At 54.7% G+C, this 12722-nt stretch carries 9 protein-coding genes; 2 read left to right on the forward strand and 7 right to left on the reverse strand.

The genetic code is table 11. The features are described from left to right. Window positions 1-19 precede the first annotated feature (19 nt). The 7 genes from ihfB to gyrA form a co-directional block, all read right to left on the reverse strand. On the reverse strand, window positions 20-328 hold the full coding sequence (gene ihfB / locus ACJJH9_RS12710) for an integration host factor subunit beta (protein WP_252082375.1): 309 nt from the start codon (window positions 326-328) through the stop codon (window positions 20-22). A 140-nt stretch (window positions 329-468) separates the two neighbouring features. Beyond that, window positions 469-2148: a 30S ribosomal protein S1 gene (rpsA, locus tag ACJJH9_RS12715; protein WP_252082377.1), complete on the reverse strand. Its 1680-nt coding sequence runs from the start codon at window positions 2146-2148 to the stop codon at window positions 469-471. A 173-nt stretch (window positions 2149-2321) separates the two neighbouring features. Beyond that, the gene (gene cmk, locus ACJJH9_RS12720; RefSeq protein WP_444922997.1) at window positions 2322-3011 is read right to left on the reverse strand and encodes a (d)CMP kinase; all 690 of its coding nucleotides are present in this window, start codon (window positions 3009-3011) and stop codon (window positions 2322-2324) included. A 66-nt stretch (window positions 3012-3077) separates the two neighbouring features. Beyond that, window positions 3078-5309, reverse strand: a complete 2232-nt coding sequence (locus tag ACJJH9_RS12725) for a bifunctional prephenate dehydrogenase/3-phosphoshikimate 1-carboxyvinyltransferase (RefSeq protein ID WP_444922998.1) — start codon at window positions 5307-5309, stop codon at window positions 3078-3080. Beyond that, window positions 5309-6412 (reverse strand): prephenate dehydratase, encoded by a 1104-nt coding sequence (pheA, locus tag ACJJH9_RS12730; protein WP_252082383.1) that lies wholly within the window; start codon window positions 6410-6412, stop codon window positions 5309-5311. Before pheA ends, ACJJH9_RS12725 begins: the two co-directional genes overlap by 1 nt. A 41-nt stretch (window positions 6413-6453) precedes the next feature. Next, complete coding sequence (gene serC, locus ACJJH9_RS12735) at window positions 6454-7533, reverse strand: 3-phosphoserine/phosphohydroxythreonine transaminase (protein WP_444884293.1); 1080 nt, start codon at window positions 7531-7533, stop codon at window positions 6454-6456. Between the two features lie 166 nt (window positions 7534-7699). Beyond that, window positions 7700-10261 carry a DNA gyrase subunit A gene (gyrA, locus tag ACJJH9_RS12740; protein WP_444922999.1) on the reverse strand — a complete coding sequence of 854 codons (2562 nt, stop codon included), beginning with the start codon at window positions 10259-10261 and terminating at the stop codon, window positions 7700-7702. 187 nt (window positions 10262-10448) lie between these two features. Here gyrA and ACJJH9_RS12745 point away from each other — a divergent pair, with 187 nt between their 5' ends. After that, a complete protein-coding gene (locus ACJJH9_RS12745; protein WP_444925225.1) occupies window positions 10449-11774 on the forward strand; it encodes a TRZ/ATZ family hydrolase in 1326 nt (441 codons plus the stop codon). 240 nt (window positions 11775-12014) lie between these two features. Then, complete coding sequence (ubiG, locus tag ACJJH9_RS12750; protein WP_444923000.1) at window positions 12015-12716, forward strand: bifunctional 2-polyprenyl-6-hydroxyphenol methylase/3-demethylubiquinol 3-O-methyltransferase UbiG; 702 nt, start codon at window positions 12015-12017, stop codon at window positions 12714-12716. Window positions 12717-12722: the final 6 nt, after the last annotated feature.

Below are 12722 nucleotides of genomic sequence, written 5' to 3' on the forward strand. Positions count from 1 at the left end.
CGCAAGCCCTAAGATGCAATCATACTTCGATCCCAACCACATCATGCATACTGCGATTGACTCTGTCGCGCAACTCTTTCCCCGGTTTGAAATGGGGTACATACTTACCCGCTAACGCCACAGCATCCCCCGTCTTGGGGTTACGCCCAGTGCGCGGCGCTCGGTAGTGTAGGGAAAAGCTACCAAAACCACGTATCTCAATACGCTCACCCTGCGACAGGGAGTCAGACATAGTATCCAACATCACCTTCACCGCCAGCTCTACATCCTTAACTGGCAGCTGATCCAACCTCAACGCAATCCTTTCGATCAGTTCGGACTTGGTCATGCGCTCCGCAACCTTTGTAAGTCATTGATTTTCTGGAGTAGAGCGCCAATCATCTAATAGAAAGCCGGACTGGGCAACCCCAGTCCGGCTTTCGGGTCACTCCAAGCACTAAACTTGGAGCAATGAACACTTAAAGACTATTAATCTTTGTTGCTCATCTGTGCCTTGATCAGGTCACCGATAGTAGCGGGCTGAACCTGCTCAGACTGCTTCTTGCTGTGATCCTTGATGGCTTGCTTCTCGTCGTCCTGATCTTTGGCTTTGATAGACAGGCTGATCACGCGGTTCTTGCGATCCACGCTGGTGATCTTAGCTTCTACTTCTTCGCCTTCTTTCAGAACGTTGCGAGCGTCTTCAACCTTGTCGCGGCTGATTTCAGAAGCACGCAGAATGCCTTCAACTTCATCCGCCAGGGTGATTACCGCTTGCTTAGCGTCTACTTCCTTCACGATACCATTGACGATGCTGCCGCGATCGCTAGTGGATACGTAGTCGGAGAACGGATCGGACTCCAGTTGCTTGATACCCAGAGAGATGCGCTCGCGCTCGGAATCGATGCCCAGGATAACAGTCTCGATTTCGTCGCCTTTCTTGAACTTGCGAACAGCTTCTTCGCCAGCTTCGTTCCAGGAAATATCGGACAGGTGAACCAGACCGTCGATGCTGCCGTCGAGACCGATGAAGATACCGAAGTCAGTGATGGACTTGATCTTACCGGAGATCTTGTCGCCCTTAGCGAATTTACGCGCGAAGGCATCCCACGGATTTTCCTGGCACTGCTTGATACCCAGGGAGATACGACGACGCTCTTCGTCGATATCCAGGATCATCACCTCTACCTCGTCGCCAACCTGGACAACTTTGGACGGGTGGATGTTCTTGTTGGTCCAATCCATTTCGGAAACGTGTACCAGACCCTCGACACCTTCTTCCAGCTCAGCGAAGCAGCCGTAGTCGGTCAGGTTGGTTACAACCGCCTTCACGCGGCTGTTCTCTGGGTAACGCTGCTTGATGGATACCCAAGGATCTTCGCCCAGTTGCTTCAGGCCCAGGGATACACGGCTGCGCTCGCGGTCGAACTTCAGTACTTTTACTTCGATCTCGTCGCCAACGTTCACGATCTCGCTTGGGTGCTTGATGCGCTTCCAAGCCATATCGGTGATGTGCAGCAGGCCGTCGATACCGCCCAGATCTACGAAAGCACCGTAGTCGGTCAGGTTCTTAACGATACCCTTAATGCTCATGCCTTCTTGCAGGCTTTCCAGCAGCGCTTCACGCTCTTCAGAGGTTGCAGCTTCCATCACAGCGCGACGGGAAACCACTACGTTATTACGCTTGGCATCCAGCTTGATAACCTTGAACTCGAGCTCTTTACCTTCCAGGTGCGCAGTGTCGCGAACCGGGCGAACATCGACCAGAGAGCCGGGCAGGAATGCGCGGATATTGGCAACGTCGACAGTAAAGCCACCCTTAACCTTGCCGCTGATAACACCTTTAACCACTTCGTCAGCTGCGTGAGCTGCGTCGAGGATTTTCCAGGCTTCAGCACGCTTGGCTTTTTCACGGGACAGACGGGTTTCACCGAAACCGTCTTCTACAGCTTCCAGGGCAACCTGTACTTCGTCGCCCACCTGCAGCTCAACTTCGCCTTTATCGTTGGCGAACTGAGCAGCAGGGATAACGCCTTCAGACTTCAGGCCCGCGTGAACGGTTACCCAGTCTTTGTCTACGTCAATTACAACACCAGTAACAATAGCGCCCGGTGCCATTTCAACGCTTTTCAGGCTCTCTTCAAATAGATCAGCAAAGCTCTCGCTCATTACATTACCTATAGTGCTGGGTCCAGCCGTTGGTAACTGTTGAGTTTAGTCAACCGCCAGCCAAGACCCCAACCGCGATGCCAGAACGCGGGTCGGATTACAACAACGGCCGGGCAATTCTGGCAAAACCCGGCCGTTATCGTTAAAAACTCTCTGCTACTGACTTCTGTGGTTCAGGGCGCGATTCGCTTCTGCACCAGTGCCAGTACTTCGTTGAGAACCTCTTCAATCGTCACCCCAGTACTATCGAGCTCTACCGCATCTTTCGCAGGAGCCAGGGGGGACGCTTTTCGGTTCATATCCTGTGCATCACGGGCACGGATGTCCTCCAGCAGGTCGCGGAGGCTAACAGAAACCCCCTTCTCCCGCAACTGAGCCTCGCGCCTTCTGGCGCGCTCTTCTGCACTGGCGGTCAAATAGACTTTGACTGGAGCATCGGGAAATACGGTCGTGCCCATATCGCGGCCATCAGCAACCAATCCAGGCTGTAGTCGAAAATCACGCTGGCGCTGCAACAATGCGGCGCGTACCCCAGGAATGGCAGCGACAGTAGAGGCCGTCATACTCACCCGCTCCATACGAATTTCATGGCTGACTTCGCGCCCCTCCAGCAGGACCTGCAAACAACCATCACTGATCAGAAAGCGAACATCCAGATCTCTGGCAACCTCGGTCAGCGAATCCTCATCGGCCAGATCCACCTCTTTTTCCAGGGCCGCCAAAGCTGCAGCCCGATAGAGAGCACCAGAATCCAAAAGAACAAAGCCCAGCCTATCCGCCAGCAACTTTGCGATAGTTCCCTTACCAGAACCACTGGGGCCATCGATTGTGACGACCGGTGGCAGCTTGTTCGTTTCATTCATATTTTTGTACAACTCAACTTCATTGTAAGCCGCGCAAACCGGCCCCTCCTTAACTCATGCCTTAGGTCATGCCAACTGCAGCTTTAGACCTGCACCGATGGCCAGCTCGGCAAAATTTGGAAAGGAGGTCGCCACATTAGCGCAGTGGAGGATGCGAATTGTATCCTTTGCGCGCAACGATGCCACCGCAAAAGCCATCGCAATACGATGATCCCCCAAGCTATCCACAGTGCCGCCTGAAAATACAGCATCTTCAGGAGAACCATCGATTACAATTCCATCCACGGTAGGCTCCGCGCTCACCCCTAAGGCAGAAAGGCCGTTAGCCATCGCCTGGATACGATCACTCTCCTTCACACGCAACTCTTCGGCGCCGGTCAATACCGTCTGTCCCTGGGCACAAGCGGCAGCAATAAAAAGCGCGGGAAATTCATCGATAGCCAGTGGCACCTGATCCTCTGGAATGGCAATCCCCTTTAAAGGTGCATAGCGAACCCGAATATCCGCAACCGGCTCCCCCCCTACAGTACGCTTATTTAAAAGCTCTATATCGCCACCCATGGCCCGCAAGATATTGATAATCCCGTCGCGGGTGGGATTGATGCCCACATGCTCCAGCATCACATTGGCTCCCGGGGAAATAGACGCAGCCACCATAAAGAAAGCCGCAGAGGAAATATCCGCCGGCACATCAATACGGCAAGCCTTAAGCCCCCCGCTACCACGCAAGGTCGCACAGGCGCCATTTCGCTCTACCGCATAACCAAAGCCCTGCAGCATACGCTCGGTATGATCTCGAGTGGGGGCCGGCTCTTCGGTACTGGTCTTACCTTCTGCATAAAGGCCTGCAAGTAGTACCGCAGACTTCACCTGGGCACTTGCCATTGGCAACCGGTAATTGATCCCTGACAGAGGCTTGCCGCCTTTGATTAATAACGGCGGACGACCCTCAGGACCAGTCTCAATAGCCGCGCCCATCTCTCGCAATGGGTTGGCAACTCGATTCATAGGGCGCTTAGAGAGGGACTCATCGCCGGTCAGGGTAACGTCGAAGCCCTGCCCCGCCAGCAAACCAGCAAGCAGGCGCATGGAGGTTCCGGAGTTGCCCAGATACAGGGGGCCAGGCGGTGCCTTTAAGCCATGAAGTCCCACCCCGTGTATTGTCACTCGCCCCTTGTCCGGCCCCTCAATCACCACCCCCATATCGCGGAAAGCCTGCAGAGTAGCGAGGGCATCTTCCCCCTCGAGGAATCCCTCCACCTCTGTCACACCTTCAGCCAGGGAGCCCAGCATAATTGAACGGTGAGACATGGATTTATCTCCAGGAACACGGAGTTTGCCACTCACTGTGCCACCCGGCTGGGCAATAAAAGTTACTTCCTTAGCTTGCATAGGTTCTGAATACGCTTGTTTTGCCAACATTTTTGTAAAGTGATCCCGCGCCGCTTTAGCGCGGGTAAAAACCCCCATCAGCGCCGAGCTATCACCGGAGGCAATGGCACTGCGCAGGGAGGAGAGGTTGAGACTGTAGAGGTCGATCGCCTGTAAAATGGCATCCCGGTTGGCCAACATAATGTCCCGCCACATCACCGGGTCGCTGGAGGCAATACGGGTAAAATCGCGAAAACCTCCAGCAGCATAGCGAAAGATATTTTCATTCTCGGCGTCGTGGGCCAAGGTATCCACTAGGCTGAAGGCGATTACATGAGGTAGATGACTGGTTGCAGCCAGCACCTCATCATGCTCTTCTACCGACATTGTCAGCACCTCAGATCCTGCAGCCTGCCAAGCCTGAGCCACCAAGCGCAGGCGATCGACATCGGTATCAGGAGCTGGAGTGAGGATGACACGGTGATCGCGATAAAGGTCATCTCGTGCGGCACTAACCCCGCTCTTCTCAGAGCCAGCAATCGGGTGCCCCAGCACCAGGAAGTTCGGCACCCTGCCCCAGACCTTTTCCGCCGAGCGTTGCACACTACCCTTAACACTGGCAGCATCGGTAACCGTTACACCTTCGGGCAGATTGTCCTTCAACTGCGCAAACACCGACTCCACCGCCAAGGTTGGCACAGCGATAAAAACCAGGTCTCCCTCCTCCAACAAGTCGAGCGCTTCCGGCAGACTGGTATAGGCACGATCGACCACGCCCAGCTTCTTTGCCTCTTCACAGACTTCCTCTTGGAGTGCGACACCGACCACCTCACGGCAGGCACCCGCCGCCTTTAGGGACAATGCGAAGCTACCACCAATAAGGCCGACACCAACCACCAATAAGCGACCTATATGAGACTTCTCCATCACAGAACACCGCGCGGGTAGGACCCGAGCACTTTCAGGTCCGAGGCACAGGCGCCAACCTCTTTGAGTGCCTCTGCAATATCATCTGTATTCCGGTGCCCTTTGAAATCTACGAAAAATACATAGGTCCAATTTCCAGACTGGGATGGGCGGGTTTCCACCCTGGTGAGATCGATTCCATAACGGCGAAATGGCTCTAGCAAATCGTGCAGCGCACCCGGCTCATTGCGCATAGAGACCATCAGGGAGGTTTTGTCATCACCGCTGGCGGGCACCCGCTGGGTACCAATGATTAAGAAGCGCGTAGAGTTATCCGGACGGTCCTCGATTTTCTCTGAGAGCACTTTGAGACCATATAATTCGGCAGCCATATCGCCAGCGATTGCTGCAGCGTTCCACTCCCCTTTAACACGCCTGGCCGCATCCGCATTACTGGAAACCGCCACCCTCTCCACGTTGGGGTAATGTGCATCCAGCCATTTTCGGCACTGGGCCAGACTCTGGGCATGGGAGTAAATCCGCGTGATCGATTCAGGGCGGGTCACGTCAGAAATCATTAGGTGATGGTGAATTCGCAGCTCCACCTCACCACAGATACTGAGGTTGGAGTTCATAAAGTTGTCCAGGGTATGATTAATCACACCCTCGGTGGAATTTTCCACGGGCACTACACCGTAATTTACAGCGCCGGCCTCCACCTCGCGAAAGACCTCATCAATCGCCGCCAGCGGACGACTCTGCGCAGAATTGCCAAAATGCTTCAGGGCCGCCTGCTGGGTAAAGGTACCTTCTGGCCCAAGATAAGCCACTTTAACCGGCTCCTCCAAAGCAAGGCAGGCAGACATAATCTCACGAAACAGCCTTGCCATTTCTTCATCCGTCAGGGGGCCGTCATTGCGCTCCATAGCGCGACGCAGTACCTGCGCCTCACGCTCAGGACGATAGTAGAGCGCATCCTCACCTGTCGCTTTCTTTACTTCAGCCACTTCCAGTGCACAACTGGCTCGCTCGCTGATCAATCGCGCGATCTCTGAATCAATACTATCAATACGATTGCGCAGCTCCAGCAGGCGCTGGTCGCCTCCCACGGTTTCCTCTGTCATCCGCTTTCTACTTTCTCCTGAAGTTAATAATTGTCTACTCTCTAGCCTTTGCGGGCTTCAAAGTCTGCCATAAAGGCCACTAACGCCTTCACCGCCTCAAAAGGCACCGCGTTGTAAAGGGATGCGCGCATGCCACCCACAGAGCGATGCCCCTTCAAACTCAACAGCCCAGCTGCTTCAGCCTCTTGTAAAAACGGTTTATCGAGGCGCTCATCGGCCAGCACAAATGGGACATTCATCCGCGAGCGACTGGACTTTTCTACCGGACTGGAAAAGAAATCGCTGCCATCGAGAAACTCATAGAGTAACGAGGATTTTTTAGCGGCCTGTTGGGCCATAGCTTCAACCCCGCCCTGCGCCTTAAGCCACTGGAAAACCAGGCCGGAAAGGTACCAGGCAAATGTGGGCGGGGTGTTATCCATTGAACCGGCATCGGCTGCCACTTTCCAGCTCAAACTGCGCGGAATATCTTTCATCGCCCGATCCAGGAGGTCATCGCGCACTAAGGCGACCGCAATTCCCGAGGGCCCGATATTTTTTTGCGCGCCGGCATAAATTACACCGAACTTCTCCACGTCGATCGGGCAGGAAAGGATATTTGATGACATATCCGCAACCAGAGGGCAGTCCACTTCTGGAACATAATCAAACTCGATACCGCCAATAGTCTCGTTGGGCGTGTAATGAAGATAGGCCGCTCCCTCGCTCTGCTGCCAGCTATTCTGCGCTGGCACATAACTGAAATTGCGGTCCTCGCTAGTGGCGACCACATTCACATCACCATAGCGCCGGGCCTCTTTAATCGCTTTTGCGGCCCATTGTCCCGAGTGGATAAAATCTGCCTGCTTAGAGCCGGCACCAAACAAGTTCCAGGGTATCGCGCTAAATTGCCCGGTAGCGCCCCCCTGCAGAAACAGCACCTTATAGTTATCCGGCACCTGGAGCAGATCGCGCAAGTCCTGCTCCGCGCGCTCAGCCACCTCAACAAATTCCGGCGAACGGTGGCTAACTTCCATTACTGAACAACCCAGACCCCGCCAGTCCATCAGCTCCAACTGTGCCTGCTGTAAGACCGGTTCCGGCAGAGCCGCTGGACCAGCGCAGAAATTGTATTTCCTCATGACCTGATTTCCACAAACTAAAAATGGTTTCAAATTCAACTAGATATGCCGACGCACAAAACACCATCTTGGGAGATGGATATCACGCTTTTAAGCATTTCTTAGGGTGCCAGAGGCAAGAAAGGCCGCGATAATCGCAGCCTTTCTGTTGGTAGTTTGGGGTGGGTCACTCGGCCCCACCGTTATCTTCACCCTCTTCTTCCGTCTCCTCGATGCGCCCGAGGCCCACGAGTTTTTCAGCGCTCTTGAGTCGAATGACACGCACACCCTGGGTATTGCGCCCCAGCACCGAAACCTCATCGACTCGGGTGCGCACCAGAGTACCCTGATCGGAAATTAACATCATTTCCTCACCCGGGTGGACCTGACAGGCTCCGACCAGAGCGCCGTTACGCTCGCTTTCGGCGATTGCGATAACCCCCTGGGTACCTCGACCTTTCGTGGGGAACTCGCTGATCGCGGTGCGCTTACCGTAGCCGTTTTCAGTCGCCATCATCACGGAGCCTCCCTCTTCAGGGATTACCATGGCGATCACTTCCTGCCCCTCCTGCATGCGGATACCACGCACACCGCGAGACACGCGCCCCATAGAGCGCACATTGGCTTCGGAGAAGCGGGCTGCTTTACCAGCACTAGTGAGCAGCAACACATCGCGCTCACCATCGGTTACCGCTGTAGCGACGAGACGATCGCCCTCCTCCAACTCAATTGCGCGCAAACCAACGCTGCGCGGACGGGCAAAGGCCGTCAGTGGAGTCTTCTTCACGGTGCCATTGGCGGTAGTGAAGAAAATAAAGTGATCCTCATCGTATTCAGACACTGGCATCAGACTACTAATGCGCTCACCCTCTTCGAGGGGCAGCATATTGACCACCGGGCGGCCACGGGAGGCGCGGCCAGCAGTCGGCACTTCATAGACCTTGAGCCAATACACCTTGCCCTTGTTAGAGAAGCACAAAATAGTGTCATGGGAGTTGGCGATCAGCAGGTGCTCGACGAAGTCTTCATCTTTCACCTGGGTGGCCGACTTACCCATACCACCACGACGCTGGGCTTGGTAATCGGTCAGAGGCTGGCTCTTGGCATAGCCACCGTGGGAAATGGTCACCACCTTGTCTTCCGGGGTGATCAGATCTTCTACGGTCAAATCCTGACGGGAGGCAACAATATCGGTGCGACGCTCATCACCAAAGTCTTTTGACAGCTGCTCCAGCTCCTCGCGAATCACTTCCATCAAGCGCTCAAAACTGCCGAGGATATGCAGATACTCGGCGATCTGCTCCAATCGGTCCTGGTATTCCGCCAGCAGTTTATCGTGCTCCATACCAGTGAGGCGGTGCAAGCGCAGTTCGAGAATGGCCTGAGCCTGAGCCGGGGACAGATAGTAGGCGTTATCGCGCAGGCCAAATTCTTTAGGCAGGTCATCTGGGCGGCAGGCATCGGCGCCAGCGCGCTCCAGGAACTGCTGCACATTGCCCACCGGCCAACCTTTGGCCAGCAGCGCCTCACGGGCTTCCGCCGGCGTTGCGGAGGATTTAATCAGTTCAATGACCGGATCAATATTGGCGATAGCAATTGCCAGGCCTTCCAGAATGTGGCCGCGCTCGCGTGCTTTACGCAGCAGGTAAACCGTACGGCGGGTAACCACTTCCTGGCGGTGACGTACAAAGTGCTCAAGCAACTCTTTCAGGTTCAGCACCTTGGGCTGGCCATCAACCAGAGCTACCATATTGATGCCGAACACGCTCTCCAGCTGGGTCTGGGAATAGAGGTTATTCAGGACCACATCACCCAGCTCACCGCGCTTAAGCTCAATCACTACACGCAAGCCGTCTTTATCGGATTCATCGCGCAGCTCAGAGATACCCTCAATCTTCTTCTCTTTCACCAGCTCGGCAATTCGCTCAATCAGGCGCGCTTTGTTCAGCTGGAAGGGAATCTCAGTAATGATGATCGTTTCGCGATTGCTCTTGTCATCGCGAACAACGTCCGCCTTGGCGCGCACATAGATGCGTCCGCGACCAGTGCGGTAGGCTAGCAAGATACCGGCACGGCCATTAATGGTTGCGCCAGTGGGGAAGTCCGGCCCGGGAATATGCTCCATCAAGTCATCGACAGACAGCTCGGGATTAGCGATCAGCGCCAGGCAGGCATTAACAACTTCCCCCAAATTGTGAGGAGGAATATTGGTGGCCATGCCCACGGCAATACCGGAGGAACCGTTTACCAGCAGGTTCGGTACTCGGGAAGGCAACACCTCCGGCATCTGCTCGGAGCCATCGTAGTTGTCGACAAAATTGACTGTTTCTTTATCGAGGTCGGATAGCAGCTCGTGGGCCAGCTTATCCATGCGAATTTCGGTATAACGCATGGCGGCCGGGCTATCACCGTCGATAGAACCGAAGTTACCCTGGCCATCCACCAGTGTGTAGCGCATAGAGAACGGCTGAGCCATACGCACAATGGTGTCGTAGACCGCAGTATCTCCGTGCGGGTGATATTTACCAATCACATCGCCAACGACACGCGCTGACTTTTTATAAGGTTTGTTCCAGTCGTTTTTAAGCTCGCTCATAGCGAAGAGCACACGACGGTGTACCGGCTTGAGGCCATCGCGTACATCCGGCAGTGCGCGCCCGACGATCACGCTCATGGCGTAGTCGAGATAAGACTGCTTTAGTTCTTCTTCGATATTAATCGGAGAGATTTCTTTGGCTAATTCGCCCATGGCTTACGGCGTTCCTTTTATAGCGCGGGCATGGATACTGAGCCCGGATAAGCGGGCGATTCTAGCACAGTTTGACGCCTTTGGATGGCAGTCCCCACGCACTTCCGAGCCTTGCCTACAGCTGTTGCCGCGGGCAGACTCTGCCGCTAAAGTAAATCCCTATCTTAACCGTCGCCACTTACCTCCCATGCCCCAAGCAATAGATACCCTGATTCATGCGCGCTGGATTATTCCGGTAGTCCCCGCACAAAAAGTGTACGAGAACTGCTCACTCGCTGTTGAAGGCGGAAAAATTACCGCTCTGCTGCCATCGGCAGAAGCCAAGATACGCTTTAAGGCAAAGCGGGAAGTAGAGTTAGGACATCACGCCCTGATTCCCGGACTGATCAATACTCACAATCACGCGCCCATGACACTATTGCGGGGTTATGCTGACGACCGCCCCCTCAAGGAGTGGCTGGAGAAACATATCTGGCCAGCGGAACAACGCTGGGTGGGGCCGGAGTTTGTCGCAGATGGCAGCCGCCACGCTATTGCTGAAATGTTGCGCTCGGGCACTACCACCTTCTCAGATCAGTACTTCTACCCAGAGGCCGTAGCAATCGCCGCTCGGGAAACCGGCATCCGCGCTCATATCGCCTTCCCGATATTAGACGCACCCACCCCCTGGAGCCGCCACGCCGAAGAGGCCTTGCACAAAGGCTTGGCACTGCGCGACGACTACCGCGCCCATGAACGCATTGAAGTGATGTTTGCACCACACGCCCCTTATACAGTTGGCGATCAGACCCTGGAAAAAATCGCCGTGTGTTCCGCCGAGGCGCAAATTCCCGTGCAGATCCATCTGCATGAGACTTACCAAGAAGTGGAAACTGCGTTGAAACAAAATGGTGAACGCCCCACCGAACGACTACAGCGGCTAGGCCTAATGAGCCCACAAACGCTCTGTGTGCACATGGTAGCAACCAATGAACGGGACATAGAGTTGTTAAAAACCAGTGGTGCGCATGTGGCCCATTGCCCATCCTCCAACCTCAAACTGGCCTCCGGCTTCTGCCCCACGGTCGAGATGCTCGACGCCGGTATCAATGTATCACTGGGCACCGATGGAGCCGCGAGTAACAATAGTCAGGACCTTTTTGCCGAGGCCAGTACCGCCGCCCTGCTCGCCAAAGCCGTAAGCGGCAAGGCCACTGCGCTTCCCGCTCACCAGGCACTGGCGATGGCCACCATCAATGGTGCCCGCGCCCTGGGAATTGAAGAGAAGACTGGCAGCCTGGAAATCGGCAAGAGCGCCGATATTGCCGCGATCGATCTATCCGGCCTCGAACAGCAACCAGTGCACGACCCTGTATCACAGTTAATTTATGCCAGCGGTGGACACAATGTCAGCGATGTCTGGGTTGCCGGCAAACAACTGCTGGAGGATCGTCAGCTGTTAACCTTGAATGAGGCAGAGGTAATCCAGCGGGCGCAATTATGGCGTGATAGAATCGCCGGCCATTCACGCTAGGCGTTATTGGTTACGGTAATTCAACTGCAATAAGCTGCCAGCAATTGACGATTAACCGGGCAATTAAATTGACTCTCTTCGTCATTTATTGCCGCCCGTGAAGTACGGAAGTAGTCTTTCGACCCTCCTCGTATTCGCGGACTAGGACCGGCTTATAGCCGGCGACAGCACCTCAGTGCTGAACTAACCCGGCACAAATTTATTTGCGGGTTGATAGCGACGGAGTATGCAGAGAATTTCATGAGTAATGTAGATCCCGCGGAAATCGCCAAATTCGAACAACTCGCCAGCCGCTGGTGGGACAAAGAAGGTGAATTTAAACCCCTTCACGAAATTAACCCATTGCGTGCTAATTATATCGATAGATACGCCTCGGTGGCTGGGAAAAAACTGTTGGATGTCGGTTGTGGCGGTGGCATTCTAGCCGAGGCAATGGCTCAGCGAGGCGCGACGGTAACCGGTATTGATATGGGCGAAGCCCCTCTCAATGTCGCCAAGCTACACGCCCTGGAAAGTGGCGTATCGGTAGATTATCGACGTATTACAGTGGAAGCACTTGCCGAGGAAGCCCCTGAAAGTTACGACGTTGTCACCTGCCTGGAAATGCTCGAGCATGTACCCGATCCTGCCTCGGTAATCCGCGCCTGTGCCAACTTAGTCAAACCCGGCGGGCACCTGTTTTTTTCGACGATCAACCGCACCCCTAAAGGCTGGCTTTTCGGGGTGGTGGGAGCGGAATATATCCTACGCTTACTACCCAAAGGCACCCACGAATACAGCAAATTTATCCGACCTTCGGAAATGGGTGCCTGGCTGCGCGAGGCGGATCTGGAGTTACGCGACATCACCGGCATGACCTATAACCCGGTAACCCGCACCTATAAACTGAACCCCCGCGACGTCGACGTCAATTACCTGATGTATGCCAGCAAACCCGAATAAGCGAAC

The sequence above is a fragment of the Microbulbifer mixtoriginis (SeqCode) genome, assembly GCF_052466715.1.

Bases quoted from the DNA above. Each gene is read 5' to 3' on its own strand.
- pheA (WP_252082383.1), bottom strand. From the start codon at position 6,412: ATGACAGAGGAAACCGTGGGAGGCGACCAGCGCCTGCTGGAGCTGCGC.
- cmk (WP_444922997.1), bottom strand. From the start codon at position 3,011: ATGAATGAAACGAACAAGCTGCCACCGGTCGTCACAATCGATGGCCCC.
- ihfB (WP_252082375.1), bottom strand. From the start codon at position 328: ATGACCAAGTCCGAACTGATCGAAAGGATTGCGTTGAGGTTGGATCAG.
- ubiG (WP_444923000.1), top strand. From the start codon at position 12,015: ATGAGTAATGTAGATCCCGCGGAAATCGCCAAATTCGAACAACTCGCC.
- gyrA (WP_444922999.1), bottom strand. From the start codon at position 10,261: ATGGGCGAATTAGCCAAAGAAATCTCTCCGATTAATATCGAAGAAGAA.
- serC (WP_444884293.1), bottom strand. From the start codon at position 7,533: ATGAGGAAATACAATTTCTGCGCTGGTCCAGCGGCTCTGCCGGAACCG.
- ACJJH9_RS12745 (WP_444925225.1), top strand. From the start codon at position 10,449: ATGCCCCAAGCAATAGATACCCTGATTCATGCGCGCTGGATTATTCCG.
- ACJJH9_RS12725 (WP_444922998.1), bottom strand. From the start codon at position 5,309: ATGGAGAAGTCTCATATAGGTCGCTTATTGGTGGTTGGTGTCGGCCTT.
- rpsA (WP_252082377.1), bottom strand. From the start codon at position 2,148: ATGAGCGAGAGCTTTGCTGATCTATTTGAAGAGAGCCTGAAAAGCGTT.